Consider the following 18037-nt stretch of genomic DNA (forward strand, 5'->3'; position numbering starts at 1 on the left):
AAAAACCGCCTATCCACTAGGCGGTTTTTCCATTCTTACTCGTACATTCCTTTATATGTTTTGTACTCTGCCTCTGAGCATAGTACCCAGTGGTCTGGACGGATTTCGCGTAACACTGGCTCTTCCGTTCCATAGTTATGCTCTGATGCATCATAAACGATACGTTTACGGTTGCGCTCATATGCTGGGTCTGGAAGCGGAATTGCTGATAGTAATGACTTTGTATATGGATGCATTGGACGCTCATATAAGTCTTCACTACTCGCTAATTCTACGATTCGTCCACGGTACATTACACCAATACGGTCACTAATATACTTAACCATTGATAAATCATGGGCAATGAATAAGTACGTTAAGCCTTTTTCTTGTTGTAACTTTTTTAATAAGTTAACAACTTGCGCTTGGATCGATACATCTAGTGCTGAGATTGGCTCATCGGCAATGATGAACTCCGGATCTACAGCTAGAGCACGAGCGATACCGATACGTTGACGTTGCCCACCACTGAATTCGTGTGGATAACGGTTTGCGTGTTCTCTATTCAGACCTACTGTTTCAAGTAGTTCGTATACTTTTTCCATACGCTCTTTGCCGTTTTTCGCTAAGCCATGAATATCGATACCTTCTGCGATAATATCAGCAACCGTCATACGTGGATTTAGACACGCATACGGATCTTGGAAGATCATCTGCATTTTACGGTTAAATTTCTTTAACTCTGCTTTTGATTTCTTACCGTGTACGTTATCTCCTTCGAAGCGTACTTCTCCAGATGTTGCATCGTATAAACGGATAATTGTTCTTCCTGTCGTCGATTTACCTGAACCAGACTCACCAACTAATCCGAACGTCTCACCTTTGTAAATATCAAACGTTACATCGTCAATTGCCTTTACGACTTCACCACGACCAACGTCGAAATATTGCTTTAAGTTTTTGATTTCAATTAACTTCTCTTTCTTAGCTGCCATGGTTAGCACCTTCTTTCATTTGACGAATACGGTTTTGCACCACTTCTGGCGGATCCATTGGAGGTGCATTTTCATGCAGTAACCATGTTGCTGCATAATGTGTATCACTCACCTTAAACATCGGCGGTTCCATTTCAAAATCAATCTTTAATGCACGTGGATTACGTGCTGCAAATGCATCTCCTTGTGGTGGCTTTAATAAGTCCGGCGGCGAACCTGGGATTGCAATTAACTCCGCTTCTTCACTCTCTAAGCTTGGCATCGATGCTAATAATCCCCATGTATATGGATGCTTCGGATTGTAGAAAATATCATCTGTCGTACCAATTTCTACTATCTTCCCTGCATACATTACCGCTACACGGTCTGCAACATTCGCTACTACACCGAGATCATGCGTAATGAAGATAATTGCCGCATCCGTCTTCTTCTGAATATCTTTCATTAACTCCAAGATCTGTGCTTGGATCGTTACATCTAGCGCTGTTGTTGGCTCATCGGCAATTAATAATTTCGGATTACATGCTAGTGCCATCGCAATAACAACACGTTGTCTCATCCCACCAGAAAATTGATGTGGATATTGTTTCAGACGCACTTCCGGATTGATAATACCTACTAAATCCAGTAACTCAACTGCTTTTGCACGAGCTTCTGACCTCGGCATATTTTGGTGTTTAATAAGACCTTCCATTATTTGATTACCAATTGTCATCGTTGGGTTTAACGATGTCATTGGATCTTGGAAAATCATCGCGATATCTTTCCCACGTACACCTTGTAACGCTTTTTCTGTCATTTTCGTTAAATCTTTGCCTTCGAATAAAATTTCGCCCTGCTTAATACGCCCTGGAGGATTTGGAATTAAGCCCATTAACGCTTTCGATGTAACAGACTTACCTGAACCTGACTCCCCTACAATCGCTAATGTTTCGCCCTTTTTCAAATCAAAACTAACACCACGCACAGCTTGAACTTCTCCTGCATGCGTATCAAAAGAGACACACAAATCCTTCACTTCTAATAATTTGCTCATGTTCTCTTCTCCTCTCCTTCTACTTACGCATCTTCGGATCTAATGCATCACGTAATCCATCTGCTAATAAGTTGAAACTTAAAATTAATAAACTGATTACTGTTGCTGGGATGAACAGCATATACGGATTTGTTTGTAATGCTTTTTGTCCATCACTCACAAGCGTACCTAACGATGCAAGTGGTGCTTTTAATCCTAAACCGATATAGCTCAAGAATGCTTCTGTGAAGATAGCACTTGGAATTGTAAACATCGTCATAATAATAATTGGTCCTAATACGTTCGGCACTAGGTGTTTCGTAATTAATCGTGTGTTACTAGCACCTAACGTACGAGAAGCAAGTACATACTCTTGGCTCTTTAATTTCAATACTTGACCACGTACGATACGAGACATACTAATCCATCCGGTAATAACCATCGCTAACGCAATTGTTAGAATACCAGGTTCGAATACTAAGATGAATAGGATAACTACAATTAAGAATGGAATACCAGCTAAAACTTCCGCAATACGTTGCATAATAGTATCTGTTCTACCACCGTAGAAACCAGAAATACCACCGTATGCTACCCCAATAAACATATCAACAGCTGCAGCAAGAAGAGCGATTGCTAACGATACACGTGTACCTTCCCACGTTCTTGTCCATAAATCGCGACCTAAATCATCTGTACCAAACCAAAAATATTCTGTAATCCCCTTTGCAGCATATACATCTTTTCCATCCTTATCTAATCCATTGAATGGTAAAAACGATACATTTTCTAACACAGGAATTTTCGGTGGTACTTTTGCACGGCTTAAATCTTGATCAGCAGAGTTATGGCCAGTCATGTATGGGCCAAAAATAGCTAATAACGCTAAAATAATAACAATAATTAACCCAACAGTTGCCCCTTTATTCTTAAATAAGCGGCGTTTTACATCTTGCCAATATGTTAAGCTTGGACGTGCAATTACTTCATTCTGTCCAACACCATTATTCACTACTTCGAAGAGATCTTTTGATAGTTCTTTGTTCGCTATTTGTTTCATTATTTTTTACCTCCCGCTAAACGAATACGTGGATCAATGATTCCATATAATAAATCCACAAGGAAGATAACAAAGATTAATAAGAAACTAAAGAAGATTGTTAATCCCATAATAACTGTATAATCGTTCGTTGTAATAGCTGTTACGAATTGATCTCCAATACCAGGAACAGCGAAGATTTTCTCAATAACGAGTGATCCTGTTAATAAACCAACTGCAATCGGTCCTAAAATCGTTACAACTGGAATTAATGCATTACGAAGTGCATGCTTTACTACGATAACTGGTTTACTAATTCCTTTTGCTTTCGCTGTTAAAATATAATCAGAACTCATTACTTCTAATAATTCTGAACGTGTGAAACGAGCCACTTGTGAAATAACAGATACCGATAATGCAATTGTTGGTAAGATTGTATATTCAGGCCCTTTCCATAACGCTACTGGTAACCATCCTGCTTTTACCCCGATATAATATGATAACAATGCCCCGAATACGAACGATGGTACAGAAATACCGATTGTCGAGAAGATTGTAGCTCCGTAGTCTAACCACGTATTATGACGCAGTGCTGACACAATTCCTAATAATAGTCCTAATACAGTCCCCACAACTAACGCTTGCAGTCCTAAATGTGCAGAAGGACCCATACGCTCACTAATCATATCTGTTACTTCACGGTTATCATACATAAATGATACCCCTAAATCACCTTGCACTAAATTACCCATATATTTCAAATACTGTTCTGGCAATGATTTGTCTAATCCATACTCCGCCATTAAAATTTGTTTCTGCTCCGGCGTTAATTTCTCTTGATTCGCAAACGGTGAACCCGGTAATAATTTCATTAAGAAGAACGTCAACGTTGCTATTAAGAACAACGTGATAACCATGTAACCTAATCGTTGTAGTACATAACGTCCCACAATAATTCCCCCCTTCAACTCTCTCTTTATTAATCAATTCTTATAGACAAAGAGTACATGCAAACTACTGTGCATATACTCTTTGTTTCAACCATTACTATTTAAGGTCAACCCACTTGTAACTGAATTCTCCACCAACAGCATGCATGTATAGATTTTTTACTTTGTCTTTTAAAATGTATGCTGTTGAACGTTGATAGATTGGTGAAATGACTGCTTCTGCATCTAACATTTTCTCTGCCTCTGCCATTGCAGCCCATCTCTCTGCATTATCGTTTGAGTTTTGCGCTTTCTTAATTAACTCATCATACGCAGGGTTGTCATAGTTAAAGTTATTTTGTGTATGGCCTTTAACGAACATATCTAAGAATGTCATTGGATCTTGGTAATCTGGTCCCCAACCCACCATTGTCATTTGATAATCTGATTTTGCTTCTAAATCTAACTTCTGTTTGAACGGAACTTGTTTAATATCCACCGTTAAACCTGCTAAATTCTTCTCTAAGTCACCTTTAATGAACTCAGCAATTTTTTTCGCAGACTCTGTGTCAGATGTTAAGAACTCAAGTTTCATAGTATCTTTGCCAAGCTCTTTCTTTGCTTCTGCCCATAATTTCTTTGCATCTTCTGTTGTGCCTGTCCATAAATCTCCATTTAAACTACGGAAATCTTTGCCGTTTTCATCTTTCGCAAAGTTTTGTGGTACAAAGAACTTTGCTGGTACAGAACCGTTATTTAAGATTGTTTCTGCAATACCTTGTTTGTTGTATGATAAATCAATTGCTTTACGCGCTTTCTCATTTTTTAATACATCATTCTTTTGATTGAATCGTAAGTAGAATACTGATGGATCTTGTCTCACTGCGAATTCTGCATGTTCTTTATAATTTGCTACATGCTCAGATGTTAAACGAGCAAAGTCTAATTCATTTGTTTCATATAAGTTTACTGCTGTTGATACTTCCTTGATAATTTGTGTGTTGACTTCGTCTAACTTCACAACATCTTTATCCCAGTAAGTGTCATTCTTAACTAACTTGTAACTTGTTGTTTTCCATTCGCTCATCGTGAACGGTCCGTTAAATACAAGTGTATCTGCTGTTGTTCCATATTTATCACCGTGCTCTTCTACTGCTTTCTTGTTCACTGGCAAGAATGTATAGAACGTTAATAAGTTTTTGAAATATGGAACTGGTTTTTCTAATTGTATTTCTAACGTTTTCTCGTCAAGTGCTTTTACACCAACCTGATCAACACCAACTTCACCTTTGCTTGCTTTCTTTGCATTTTTTAAATCAAACATGATGAATGAATATTGGCTTTTCGTTGCTGGATCAATTGCACGCTTCCAAGCGTATTCGAAGTCATTTGCTGTTACTGTATCTCCATTTGACCATTTTGCGTCACGAATTTTGAATGTATACGTTAAACCATCAGGACTAACTGTAGGCTCACCCTCTGCCATACCATCTACAATCTTATCGCCCTCACCCACTCGGTATAAACCTTCCATTGTATTACGTAGTGGTAACGAAGAAGCTGCGTCTTTCGCTTTACCTGAATCCATTGTTGGAATTTCAGAAGGCTCAACAATATTTAATACCTTTTTCCCACCTGTTGTTGCATCAGCTGAGTCGTTGCCATAACTACAAGCTGCTAAAAATGAGCTAGTTATTAATGATAACGAGAACAACATTGCTAATCGTTTCTTCATTTTGCATTCCCTCCTACAAATGTTAGTCTAATTAATCTACAAATCTTCCAAAAAGATTAAATAAACAGAATATTCTTTTTGAAAAACTTCCCTATATTTTCTGAAAAATCATTTCGTAATTCTCATTATACATATTTTCAGACAAATGAAAATACCTTTTTCGAATTTTGTCGAAATTATTTATAAAAAGTAAAAAAATGCAATAGTTATTGTAAGTCTTTGCTAATTCCTTTAAAATATACGATAAGAAAACGCTTTCGATTTTTCAGAATTTTTTAACTTTTTACTAACATAATAAAATAAGGGGTTCGGTTATATTGGAAAAGTATTATAAGAAAACAATTATTACATCAATTGCTATTCTCGTATTATCAGTTGTTTTTTCTCCATTTGTAGAAGGAACATCATTTGCGATTAAGTATATCAATACACTATTTAGCTTTTCGATGTTTGCATGTATAGTAGGTGGACTGTTATTTGTAGTAGGACAAGGTTTCTTTAACGTAACGAAATACGGGATGAAGAAACTTGCAAAAACAAATAAGAAAAAGCCAGTAGAATTGCTTGAAGAAGACAATCAAGATTTGAAAGATGTGTTATATGAACGAAACCGTTATTCTCTCACCATTCCTTTCTTAGTAAGTGGAATCATACTGAGTGTGCTAACTACTATTATTAGTTTGATGATTTAGACGAAGGCCTCTTTGCATTCCATTGCAACTATTGGTATAATCGTATGTAACTTATATATTATGCAATGACAAAGAATAGTACATCTTGTAACAATTCTAGAGAGCTTGTGGTTGGTGAGAACAAGTATTGAAACAAGATGGAATGGACTTTCGAGCACTAAACCGAACTTTTAGTAGGCTTTAGCGTTTTCCAGCGTTAACTGGGTTAAGATGTTTTGCTTTTTTAGCGAAATAAATAGGGTGGCACCACGGTCCATTCGTCCCTACCATATAGGGATGGATGGGCCTTTTTTATTGTACTACATTTTTTAGGAGGAAGTATATATGGCAACAATTTTTTCTGGTATTCAACCTAGCGGAGTTGTTACGTTAGGTAATTACTTAGGGGCAATGAAACAATTTGTTGAGTTACAAGAGGAGAATGACTGTTTCTTCTGTATCGTGGATCAACACGCAATTACAGTTCCACAAGATCGTCTAGAGCTTCGTAAAAACATTCGTACGTTAGCGGCATTATACTTAGCGGTAGGAATCGATCCAGAGAAGGTAACATTATTCATTCAATCGGAAGTTCCTGCACACGCACAAGCTGGATGGATGATGCAATGTGTGTCGTCAATCGGTGAGCTAGAGCGTATGACGCAATACAAAGATAAGTCTCAAAAGCATGAAAGTATTCCAGCAGGATTATTAACGTATCCACCATTAATGGCAGCTGATATTCTTCTGTATGGTACAGAAGTGGTACCTGTTGGGGATGATCAAAAGCAGCATATCGAGTTAACACGTGATTTAGCCGAACGATTCAACAAGCGTTATAACGATATTTTCACAGTACCTGACATCTTCATTCCGAAATTCGGTGCTCGCGTTATGTCACTAACAGATCCAACGAAAAAGATGAGTAAATCTGATCCGAATCCGAAATCAATGATTAACTTATTAGACGATCCAAAACAAATTGAAAAGAAAATTAAGAGTGCTGTTACAGACTCAGATGGAATCGTAAAGTTTGATAAAGAAAACAAAGCAGGTATCTCGAACTTACTAACAATTTACGCTTCATTCAGTGGCAAATCAATTGAGGAATTAGAAGCAATGTATGAAGGAAAAGGATACGGCGAGTTCAAATCAGATGTAGCACAAACAGTTGTAGAAGGATTACGTCCAATCCAAGAACGATTCCAAGAACTAATTAACTCAGAAGAATTAGATATCATCTTAGACAAGGGTGCAGAGAAAGCAAATCGCCAAGCGATGAAAATGCTCCGCAAAATGGAAAATGCGATGGGCCTTGGCCGCAAACGTCGCTAATAAAAGAAAATGGTGTCCATCTAAATGGACACCATTTTCACTTTTAATTTACTTTTTGTTCATTTTCTAATTCCCATAATTTCTCGAAGAATGGCTGTCCTTTAATAAGCCGCTCACAAAATTGACCGTGCTTCTCCGTCCAACCTATTTTTGTTTCTTCATATAAACGGTTCCATATATCCTCGAAATCTAACCCTTGAATTTCTCGATACGAAGACGGTTCCCATTCTGTGTACCAATAACGAATTTCTGGTGTATGTCTTGTCGAATATAATTGATCTAATGCCATAAATAATAATTGCTTTAATTGTCTTTCTTTACGCGTTAACCCATTCATCATTTGTGGTGCCGGTGATAAGATATGATGTTCTTTCGATTGTATCGAGACAGCGTGTGGAAAGTGATATACTTTCGCTTCTAATTGCTCCATCATGTCATGTACCATCTGTTCTTGCCTTGGAATGAGACGACTTTTTCGAATTGGAATGTTGTATCCAATTGAATCTACCGCTAATATTCCTTTTCCATCCGTTACGACAAAACAGTAGTCTAGTTGAATTCGTTCATGATTTTTACGCACATACGCTTTTTGATACACATCTTGTAAGAGCTCAGGTGGTAGTTCCATTAGTTCATTCTCGATGTAATGAAACAAAGTCGTTTCTACTTTCACAACAGGAACTTGATCTAAAAGCTCCACACTATCTTCCTTCCGCCATTCAAAAAAATGACAAACATTATATCCGTTTTCTTCACCTTCAAACCAATTTACCCATACATCATGCAGATACAACATGTTCTTACCCCTCACTTCAAAACGGTATGTATCTACCATTATGCTCACTTGGTAGATAAATTATTCCAATTAGGGAAAGATATTGATTCTTCACCAAAAGACATAGGAATTATCGATATACACGTCACTGCAAATAGATTCTTTCATCAGGAGTCTCCACCTACAGTGGCGTGTATGATACATGCTCTCCATGTTACGGAAATGAAACAAGATATTGTTTACTATATATACGATATATGCGGAAAGTATTCCTTTTTTCTAGAAAAACCTGCGCCTCATTCGGCAGAAAGAGACAGCACCATCCATAATATCTTGTGCACTCTTCCCTAGTAATTCTTTCGTTGTTGCTTTCGTATGTTCTACCGCATCCTGTACGATATGATAGCCTACATTATATCCGAGCATCGATGGATAGAAACCAAGCCCATTTAAGAGAAAATCATGCTGCTTCGTATGTTTCTTCACCTCATGATGCTTCCTCATTAATTTCTTCCACATCATTCCGGCTTCTTCTTTCGTATATAGTTTCGTCCAGTCTGCATTTACTTCTTCTCCATATCGCTCATACACAGCATACTCTGCTAACCCCTCCATTACGATGGAATCAAGTAATGTATCGTTCTCTTTCTCTTCTAGCGCATGAATCCGTACAACATGATGATATTCATGTGTTAACAATGCTTTCCACTCTTCTATTGAAATATCAGGTTCTCCAAATAAAAAGATGGATTTCCTCGTCGCAATGCCATTTTTATTTACTTTCCTTTCAAGTGCAAATAGTCGATAAAGCGGAAAGATGAATACCGGAATATCCGGGCCACTTAACCATTGACGTAATGATAAAAATTCATCTTGTAATTGTAACCAAAGACGCTTATGTTGCAGTTCTTTCACACTTTCTTTTCCACGGTCAACAGGCTCATACATTCCTTGCATCCTCAAATACGTGTACATCTCTTTTTCATCGGAAAATGGTACATAACGTAACAACTTCTTACATACCTCAAGAGGCTTATCATAATACTTTAGCAGCAAGGCGTCTGTTCGAATAATCCCCATCTTCTTCCCTCCACGCTCGTATACATTTGTTCTATTATATGAACGTGTATGTAAATTGGGAGTGTCCCCTTGAAATCATTGCATGTAGAGACTCGTTACGTATAAAATAACACGATAAATCATCACGAAAAAAAGTTGCCCTATCCATTGGATAAAGCAACTTCCTTCTACTATCTATTTATTCATACTTTTTAAATACTAATGTCGTGTTATGTCCACCAAATCCTAATGAGTTAGACATAACTACACGAACGTCTTGCTTTCTCGCTTCGTTCGGCACATAATCTAAATCACAATCTGGATCTGGTGTCTCATAATTAATTGTTGGTGGAATAATTCCTTCACGAATGGCAAGAACAGAGAAGATTGCTTCTACTGCACCTGCTGCACCAAGTAAGTGACCTGTCATTGATTTCGTTGAACTAATGGCTACGTTGTACGCATGGTCACCAAGCACAGCTTTAATTGCAGCTGTTTCATACTTATCATTTAAGTCTGTACTTGTACCATGTGCATTCACGTAGTCAATATCTGTCGGGTGTAATCCAGCATCACGAATTGCTTCGCTCATTGCACGAGAGCCACCTTCTCCACCAGGTGCTGGTGCTGTAATATGATGAGCGTCTCCTGTTGAACCATATCCAATAATTTCTGCGTAAATTGTCGCTCCACGCGCTAATGCATGCTCCAATTCCTCTAATACGACAATTCCAGAACCTTCACCCATTACGAAACCATCGCGATTCGCATCAAATGGACGACATGCTGTTTTCGGATCTGGATTCAGTGATACTGCTTTCGCTGAACAGAATCCTGCGATAGAAAGTTGTGTAATTGGCGCCTCTGTTCCCCCTGTAACCATCACGTCTGCATCACCGCGCTCAATTACTTTGAACGCATCACCAATGGAGTTCGCTCCTGACGCACACGCTGTTACCGAGCAAGAGTTAACCCCTTTAGCACCTAACATAATCGATACTTGTCCAGAAGCCATATCCGGAATCATCATTGGAATGAAGAAAGGACTTACACGACGTGCTCCCTTTTCTTTTAACGTTGTGAATTGCTCCTCTAACGTTCCCATGCCACCGATTCCCGAACCAATCCATACACCGACACGTGCTGCATTCTCTTCATTGATTGTTAGCCCTGCATGCTCCACTGCCATTTTCGAAGCTGCTACCGCATATTGTGTAAAGCGATCCATACGACGTGCTTCTTTCTTATCAATAAATGATTCCACATCAAAGTCTTTCAGTTCCGCCGCTACTTTCGCCGGGAATGCCTCTTTATCTAAGCGAGTTAATTCCCCAATTCCTGATTCTCCGTTAATTAATTTCTCCCATGTCTGTTGAACACTATTTCCAAGTGGTGTCACAGCACCTAAACCAGTTACTACTACACGTTTCTTCTGCATATTATGTTACCTCCTCTATACTTCAACCATTTTATATAGATTTCCCGTACATTTCTATTTCACTTACCTACCCCAACGAAGCGCAACTGCTCCCCATGTTAAGCCACCGCCAAAACCAACTAATACAACAACATCGCCATCTTTAATTTTACCATTCTCTAACTCTTCTACCAATGCAATTGGAATACTAGAAGCTGATGTGTTGCCGTATTTATGAATCGTTACGCTCATCTTATCTTCATCTAACTCTAGTCGCTGACGAGAAGCTTCCATAATACGAGTATTAGCTTGATGCGGTACTAAGAAGTCTACATCTTTCTTCTCTAAACCAGCTTTCTCGATTACTTTTTCACATGAATCGCCCATTTGACGAACTGCAAACTTGAATACTTCACGGCCATTCATTCTAATATGCGTATCTTGGTATAAATGTTTTCCACCACTACCATCTGCGCCTAGTTCAAATGAAAGAATTCCTTTTCCTTCACTTACAGGTCCTAATATAACCGCTCCTGCACCGTCTCCGAATAGAACAGCAGTGTTACGATCTTCCCAATCCGTAATCCTCGATAACTTTTCTGCTGATACGACAAGTACATTTTTATATGCTCCTGTTTCGATAAATTGCTGAGCTGTTATCATACCGTACATAAATCCAGCACATGCTGCACTAATATCCATTGCTGCTGCATTCTTCGCTCCAAGTTGGTCTTGAATGATACATGACACAGTTGGAAATGCATAATCTGGTGTAACAGTTGATACTAAAATAAGTTCAATATCTTCTGCCACAATCCCTGCTGATTTGATTGCTCTTTTTGCAGCTTCTAAAGCCATATGTGACGTATTCATATCATCGCCTGCAATGCGACGTTCATGAATACCTGTTCTCGTTCTAATCCATTCATCAGATGTATCTAAAATCTTCTCAAGATCTTCATTCGTTACAATTCGTTCAGGTACATAACTACCAATTCCCCAAATACCTACGCTCATGGAATAACCTCCATCTTTATAATCAATCTCTATTACCTGGTACTAATTTTATACTAAAAAAAATCATTTGTCTATTCCTTAAATACATCTTGAAATTTATTTATATGTTCTCTTTGTCTTTGCAATCCTTCTTTGATGGATAACGAACGTGCAATTGTTCGTTTCTCTATTTGTTTCACGTCTTGTTTTGGACTTTGTGTATGCACAAATGGTTCCTCACATAAAATGCGGATTCCCGCTTCCCACTCATTTTCATGAACAGATGCAAAGTAAAAACTACCTTCTTCTTGCAACGTGACAATTGCCACTGCAAGATCATCGATATACAGCACATCTGTATCCACCTCTAACGGATACAATGCATCGCTAACGGGATGCCCTTCTAATAAGCGATGATATGTCATATACGCCGGCTGCCATGGACCATATACAGTCGGAACTTTTATAATTGTATATGATTCTATTTCTTGTTGCACATATGCTTCTAACTCTCTAAAATGTACAAACTCCTTTTTCTCTGTAAGCATTGTTGAAACAACTACTGTTCTTCCAGACACATGTTGTTCAATTACTTTTTTTATACTCGCTAACTCACATTCTTCTAACGGCTTGCTCGGTTCATACAAACAACAATATGTCACGTCAACCTCTTTCATCTCTTCTAACGAATCGACATACTCGAAATTTGCATTACGGCCAATAAGGAGCCATTTCTCCTCTTCCATCGGAGTTAATTTGGTAGATGGATGATATCCATATACCTGAATATCACGTCGTAATAATTCTTCTACAATCGCATACCCAATAAATGAAAATGCTCCGAGTACATATGCAGCTTTCATACTCCTACCTCCTTACAAAAAGAAACCCTATGTTGCGTTGCTTCCATAGGGCATCGTCAATATTCTTTTTCATATGCTTTCAAGAACAAACAAATGGACGTACTACATTCATATTTACGCTCTGGCACGTAGAAAAGCAATATAATTGGTTTATCTTGTGTTCTTCTCACTTGCTCATATATGCGAGCATGCCTCTTTCCATCTACCTTCGCATGAGTAGAAAGAAATAATTGAACCGGTATCGAAGAGGTATCTTGCTCATATCCTTTGTCTTCAATCATATGCATGACATCGTCTTCTTCTAATGTATATGCTTTCTGTAAGTCTTTTACTAATCGTTTATAAAAAAATTTATTTTTCTTCTCGCGCTGAATCGTATCTTTCAACTGCAAGAGTGGATCAATGAAACTTACAGAGCGAATATATTGTGGCATACTTTTCATTAATTCAAATGCAACGAGTGCTCCCATTCCTTCTGCGATAATATGAATTTGTTTATTAAGCGTTTCTTTTTTCATTACCATATGATAGAGGTTTTTCGTTAGTCGAACTGCCTCATCACTCCCATAATGGCGGCCGTTCAAATTAGAAGAGAATATCGTGTAACCTGTTATTCTCAATCGTTCGAGTATTTTCTTTCTTCCTACATGCTGTAACCAAAAGCTCGTATTGTTCTCGACATGATGCTGAGTATCCCCTAGCAATAATATCCCAAAACCACTTGGTCTTTCTGGCAAATGAATGACACACCATTGTCCATCTTGAAGGAAATATCTTTCTGTAATCTCCATTCCCATCACACCTTAATTTGTAAGGTTATTTATATATCCCTATACAAGATATGTCATATTATGATAAAAGGAACACCTACATGGACAAAAAGGGCGATGTTTTCAAATGAATTTCCCTTCCCATCTATGGTACAATAGGGGTAACTGTGCCTTAACATATTTCCTAACTGAAATATGCTAAGACGCATGCACATCGTCCTAATAAGTAGACGATGACAAAACAACAGTTTTACTCAATAGCTCATAAAGAGGTGAAAAGCATGCGTTATTTTTGGACACTATTTTGGGCGTTCGCTTTATCTAACATGTTCGCATACGTTGTAGGTGCGATGAAAGGTATGGCTTACGATTTCCAATTAGCTTGCACATTAACAGTAATCTTTACAGTTGGTGTTATTCTACTAAGTTCTATTATTCCGAACGAACCAGTGGAACAACATCATTAAGAAAAAAGGAGTGTCTCCTCTGTAGACACTCCTTTTTCTTGTTTTTTTATCGCTCATCAATGATTGGTTTTCGTTAAACCACGCTTAGGCCTTCCCTTCCACCCAACCATACATGTACTGTTCATCCTCTAATAATGATACTCCTTTTACAGCACGGAGCGGACGGAATGTATCGATCATAACCGCTAGTTCAAGCGTTTCTTTCTTCCCAATACTTCCTTCTGTTTTCCCTGGATGTGGTCCATGTGGAATACCTGATGGATGTAGCGTTACGGAGCCAATTTCCACACCTTTTCGGCTCATGAAATTCCCCTTGACGTAGTATAATACTTCGTCACTGTTCACGTTGCTATGATAATACGGTGCAGGTATTGCTTCTGGATGATAGTCGTATAAACGTGGTACAAATGAACAAATAACAAAATTATGTCCTTCAAACGTCTGATGAACAGGTGGTGGCTGATGAATACGTCCAGTAATTGGTTCGAAGTCTGCAATATTGAATGCCCACGGATATAAGTGTCCATCCCATCCAACAACATCAAATGGATGATGATTGAAGACGTGCTTATGCAAATATTGTCGCGATTTCGTTAAAACTGTATATTTCCCTTTCTCTTCATGACTTACAAGCATTTCCGGTGTACGGAAATCTCGTTCACAGAACGGGCTATGCTCAAGTAACTGTCCATATTCGTTGCGATAACGACGAGGTGTTGTAATTTCGCTATTCGATTCAATAACAAGAAACTTCGATTCCCCCTCATTTGGTATGACACGGTAAATCGTTCCAATTGGAATATATACATAGTCACCTTGTTGGTACGTAATATTCCCAAACATCGTCTCTAACGTACCTGAGCCATAATGAACGAAGAACATTTCATCTGCGTCCCCGTTTCGATAATAATAATCCATCGGCTCTGTCGGATGAACAACACTAATCAGAAGATCATCATTTCCTAATAAATAGTGCCTACCTTGCACAACATCGCCTTTTTCTTGAAACGCTGCGGTACGAAAATGACGATGACGAAGCGCACTGTCTTCTTCATATTCAATCGCACACTTCTTATAAATAGATGCTTCAGCAATTTCCGTTGGCATATGATGGTGATATAAGATCGACTGCACACCAGAGAACCCTTTCGTTCCCATTACTTGTTCCCGAAATAACGTCCCATCTTCTTTTCGAAACTGTGTGTGACGTTTTTTTGGAATCATTCCCATTTGACGATAAAACATGAACGTACCTCCTTATTTAATCATGTTCTTCAGCACTCCTAATCCCGTTATCTCCAATTCCACCACATCGCCCGGTAACAACCAGCGATGTACCTCTTCTCCTAACTCAAGCAAGCAACCATTACCAACTGTACCTGAGCCAATAACATCACCTGGATAAAGCGTTACATCTTGAGAAGCACGCGCAATCATCTTAGCAAAGCTATAATGAATTGTCTGCATGTTTCCTTCCGTCAACACAATACCATTCACTTTAGCCGTCATCTGTAAGTCAAATACATCACCTAATCGGTAAGGCTCTAACTCATTTTTCGTTACGAGATATGGTCCGAATGACGTTGCGAAATCTTTTGCTTTTGCCGGACCTAGACCTACAGCTACTTCTTGACGCTGTATATCTCTTGCACTCCAGTCGTTCATAATGCAATAGCCAAATATATAATCCTCTGCCTTTTCCTTTGAAATATTGCGTCCCTTTTTTCCAATTACACACGCAATTTCTAATTCATAATCTAGCTTCTCTGTATTAGCTGGTTTGTTAACATACGCTTCAGGTCCAACAACCGCCCGATGATTCGAAAAATAAAAGACTGGCACTTCATACCACTCTCGTACAACATTTAAGCCACGACGTGCACGTGCATTCTTCACATGTTCTTCAAATGCATAAAAGTCACGGATACTTGGCGGTCGCGGTAGTGGCGCTACCAACGTCACTTCCTCTATCAAAAACCTCGCTTCACTCGGTACCCGTAATCCATGCCGTATTTGTTCGTAATACTCTTGCTTCTCTATATAGGTTAATAAGTCTGCTGGTAAAGCCCCTTCACTCGCAAGCTCCATATCAACGACTGTATTCCCTTCTAACCAACCTGCTCGCTCCATACCGTCTGCTCGTATAAATGTCACAAATTTCATTAGAAAGACCCTCTCTTACAACTGTTTTTTACGTTCTAATACAAATGTATCTGTATTAGAACGCGTGTATACACTGCCAGCCATTCTGCCGATTGGCTGTAATTTATCTGTATTAATTCTTCCATTTTCATATAATTCATCGCCTACAGAGACAAGAACAACTTTTCCAATAACAAGGCTACCAGCCCCAACATTCTCACCGAAATGAAGTACTTCATGCAATACACATTCCAAATGTACGTCACATTCTTTAACACGTGGTGCTTTTACCTTTGTACTTGCTTCTTTCGTTAAGTTCGCAACAGCGAATTCATCGACAGAAGCAGGAAATTCTGTCGCACATTCATTCATTTGTGTGACAATTTTCTCTCCAACAATGTTAATAACAAACTCTTTCGTTTCTTCAATATTCCGAAGTGTATCTTTCTTCTCTCCATCACTTCCACGTACCATTGGTGCAAAGCAAACGAGAAATGGATCCGCACAAATGCCTGTAAAGAAACTAAACGGCGCAACATTTGTATTCCCCTCTCCATCAATTGTTGATACAAAGGCAATTGGACGAGGTAACACGGAGCCAATTAATAACTTATATGCATCTTTCCACGGCAATGTATGTGGTTCAATATTCATTCGTATCCATCCCTTTCTCACAAGAAAAAGAAGAAGAGAATACCTCCTCTTCCCATCATATTTTTTATAAATTCCCGCGCAGTTCTTGCTCACGTTCAATCGCTTCAAATAAAGCTTTGAAGTTTCCTTCACCGAACCCTTTTGATCCTTTACGCTGAATAATTTCAATAAATAGCGTCGGACGGTCAACAATTGGCTTCGTAAAAATCTGTAATAAGTATCCTTCATCATCTCGGTCTACTAAAATATTTAATTCCTTTAACTTCTCAATCTCTTCATCTATTGTGCCCACACGTGCAGTTAATTCTTCGTAATACGAAGCTGGTGTTTGCAAGAATTCCACACCGTTCGCACGTAATTTTGCAACAGTGCCAATAATATCACTCGTTAACAATGCAAGATGCTGCACACCTGCCCCATTGTAATATTCTAAGTACTCTTGAATCTGTGACTTACGTTTTCCTTCTGCCGGTTCGTTAATCGGGAACTTAATTCGCCCACCATTTGTCATTACCTTCGACATTAGTGCCGAATACTCTGTACTAATGTCATCATCATCAAAGTGGATCATTTGTGTAAAGCCCATTACTTTCTCATAATACTCTACCCACTCTTCCATATATTCCACGTTTCCAACAACATGATCGACACCAATTAACCCTGTTGGCTCAGAAGGGATGTTACGTTCAAGTGCTTTATAACCTGGCATAAATGCCCCTTTATACCCTTTTCGCTCTATCAATGTATGAATTACATCACCGTATGTACCTATTACTGCTCGCTTTACTGTGCCATTTTCATCCGTTAATACTTCTGGAGGAGAAATCGCAATTGCACCGCGCTCCACAGCACCTTCAAATGCCTGCTCTACATCGTCTACACATAATGCAATGTCTTTTACACCATCGCCGTGAACCTTTACAAATTGTGCAATTTTACTATCTTGATTTAACGTGCCTGAGAGAACAAGGCGGATATTTTTCTGTTGCAAGACGTAAGAAATTTTCTCACGATTTCCTGTTTCTAAACCAGCATATGCAACTACTTTAAAGCCAAATGCATGACAAAAATAATGACTCGCTTGCTTCGCATTTCCAACATACAACTCCAAATAGTCTACATCTTTCACTGGAAATAAATCTTTCGTTTGGACAACTTCTTCGTTCAAGTTCTTCTCCATATTAATCCCTCCATAC

The 18037-nt window shown here is 38.6% G+C and carries 18 protein-coding genes and 1 other annotated feature; of the genes, 3 read left to right on the top strand and 15 right to left on the bottom strand.

Going from position 1 to position 18037, the window contains the following annotated elements; translation table 11 throughout:
• Window positions 1–35: 35 nt before the first annotated feature.
• The 5 genes from oppF to IEV41_RS11150 all read right to left on the bottom strand — a co-directional run bounded on the left by oppF (window position 36) and on the right by IEV41_RS11150 (window position 5692).
• A complete protein-coding gene (gene oppF / locus IEV41_RS11130; protein ID WP_188388449.1) occupies window positions 36–974 on the bottom strand; it encodes an ABC transporter ATP-binding protein in 939 nt (312 codons plus the stop codon).
• Window positions 964–2010 carry an ABC transporter ATP-binding protein gene (locus IEV41_RS11135; protein WP_188388450.1) on the bottom strand — a complete coding sequence of 349 codons (1047 nt, stop codon included), beginning with the start codon at window positions 2008–2010 and terminating at the stop codon, window positions 964–966. Before IEV41_RS11135 ends, oppF begins: the two co-directional genes overlap by 11 nt.
• A gap of 19 nt (window positions 2011–2029) precedes the next feature.
• Window positions 2030–3052 (bottom strand): oligopeptide ABC transporter permease, encoded by a 1023-nt coding sequence (gene opp3C, locus IEV41_RS11140; RefSeq protein WP_188388765.1) that lies wholly within the window; start codon window positions 3050–3052, stop codon window positions 2030–2032.
• Complete coding sequence (gene opp3b / locus IEV41_RS11145; RefSeq protein WP_188388451.1) at window positions 3049–3978, bottom strand: oligopeptide ABC transporter permease; 930 nt, start codon at window positions 3976–3978, stop codon at window positions 3049–3051. The genes opp3C and opp3b overlap by 4 nt, the downstream gene beginning before the upstream one ends.
• 97 nt (window positions 3979–4075) lie before the next feature.
• On the bottom strand, window positions 4076–5692 hold the full coding sequence (locus IEV41_RS11150; RefSeq protein WP_188388452.1) for a peptide ABC transporter substrate-binding protein: 1617 nt from the start codon (window positions 5690–5692) through the stop codon (window positions 4076–4078).
• A gap of 317 nt (window positions 5693–6009) precedes the next feature.
• Between IEV41_RS11150 and IEV41_RS11155 the strand changes: the two genes are divergently transcribed.
• A complete protein-coding gene (locus tag IEV41_RS11155) occupies window positions 6010–6384 on the top strand; it encodes a DUF3899 domain-containing protein (RefSeq protein ID WP_188388453.1) in 375 nt (124 codons plus the stop codon).
• 56 nt (window positions 6385–6440) lie between these two features.
• Window positions 6441–6652 (top strand) — a binding site (T-box leader).
• A gap of 56 nt (window positions 6653–6708) precedes the next feature.
• Window positions 6709–7698: a tryptophan--tRNA ligase gene (gene trpS, locus IEV41_RS11160; protein ID WP_188388454.1), complete on the top strand. Its 990-nt coding sequence runs from the start codon at window positions 6709–6711 to the stop codon at window positions 7696–7698.
• Window positions 7699–7741: 43 nt separating this feature from the next.
• On the opposite strand, the gene IEV41_RS11165 is transcribed toward trpS, so the two are convergent.
• The 6 genes from IEV41_RS11165 to IEV41_RS11190 all read right to left on the bottom strand — a co-directional run bounded on the left by IEV41_RS11165 (window position 7742) and on the right by IEV41_RS11190 (window position 13599).
• Entirely contained in the window at window positions 7742–8494 is a 753-nt protein-coding gene (locus IEV41_RS11165) for a YjbA family protein (protein ID WP_188388455.1), read from the bottom strand.
• 258 nt (window positions 8495–8752) lie between these two features.
• A complete protein-coding gene (locus IEV41_RS11170) occupies window positions 8753–9553 on the bottom strand; it encodes a DUF2268 domain-containing putative Zn-dependent protease (protein WP_188388456.1) in 801 nt (266 codons plus the stop codon).
• Between the two features lie 178 nt (window positions 9554–9731).
• Entirely contained in the window at window positions 9732–10970 is a 1239-nt protein-coding gene (fabF, locus tag IEV41_RS11175; protein WP_188388457.1) for a beta-ketoacyl-ACP synthase II, read from the bottom strand.
• Window positions 10971–11033: 63 nt separating this feature from the next.
• Window positions 11034–11966 (bottom strand): beta-ketoacyl-ACP synthase III, encoded by a 933-nt coding sequence (locus IEV41_RS11180; protein WP_188388458.1) that lies wholly within the window; start codon window positions 11964–11966, stop codon window positions 11034–11036.
• Between the two features lie 71 nt (window positions 11967–12037).
• Window positions 12038–12808, bottom strand: a complete 771-nt coding sequence (locus IEV41_RS11185) for a Rossmann-fold NAD(P)-binding domain-containing protein (protein ID WP_188388459.1) — start codon at window positions 12806–12808, stop codon at window positions 12038–12040.
• Window positions 12809–12864: 56 nt separating this feature from the next.
• Window positions 12865–13599, bottom strand: coding sequence for a lipase family protein (locus IEV41_RS11190; protein ID WP_188388460.1), 735 nt, complete (start codon window positions 13597–13599; stop codon window positions 12865–12867).
• 260 nt (window positions 13600–13859) lie between these two features.
• On the opposite strand from IEV41_RS11190, the gene IEV41_RS11195 reads away from it, so the two are divergent.
• Window positions 13860–14045, top strand: a complete 186-nt coding sequence (locus IEV41_RS11195; protein ID WP_188388461.1) for a YjzD family protein — start codon at window positions 13860–13862, stop codon at window positions 14043–14045.
• Window positions 14046–14129: 84 nt separating this feature from the next.
• Here IEV41_RS11195 and IEV41_RS11200 read toward each other — a convergent pair whose 3' ends face one another.
• From IEV41_RS11200 to hppD, 4 genes are all read right to left on the bottom strand, one after another.
• Window positions 14130–15290, bottom strand: coding sequence for a homogentisate 1,2-dioxygenase (locus tag IEV41_RS11200; RefSeq protein WP_188388462.1), 1161 nt, complete (start codon window positions 15288–15290; stop codon window positions 14130–14132).
• A gap of 12 nt (window positions 15291–15302) precedes the next feature.
• Window positions 15303–16208: a fumarylacetoacetate hydrolase family protein gene (locus IEV41_RS11205; RefSeq protein WP_188388463.1), complete on the bottom strand. Its 906-nt coding sequence runs from the start codon at window positions 16206–16208 to the stop codon at window positions 15303–15305.
• 15 nt (window positions 16209–16223) lie between these two features.
• On the bottom strand, window positions 16224–16841 hold the full coding sequence (locus tag IEV41_RS11210; RefSeq protein WP_188388464.1) for a flavin reductase family protein: 618 nt from the start codon (window positions 16839–16841) through the stop codon (window positions 16224–16226).
• A 64-nt stretch (window positions 16842–16905) separates the two neighbouring features.
• Window positions 16906–18021, bottom strand: a complete 1116-nt coding sequence (hppD, locus tag IEV41_RS11215; protein WP_188388465.1) for a 4-hydroxyphenylpyruvate dioxygenase — start codon at window positions 18019–18021, stop codon at window positions 16906–16908.
• Between the last annotated feature and the right edge of the window lie 16 nt (window positions 18022–18037).

It is taken from the genome of Priestia taiwanensis (assembly GCF_014638355.1).
In the GTDB taxonomy this organism is placed as follows: domain Bacteria; phylum Bacillota; class Bacilli; order Bacillales; family Bacillaceae_G; genus Priestia_D; species Priestia_D taiwanensis.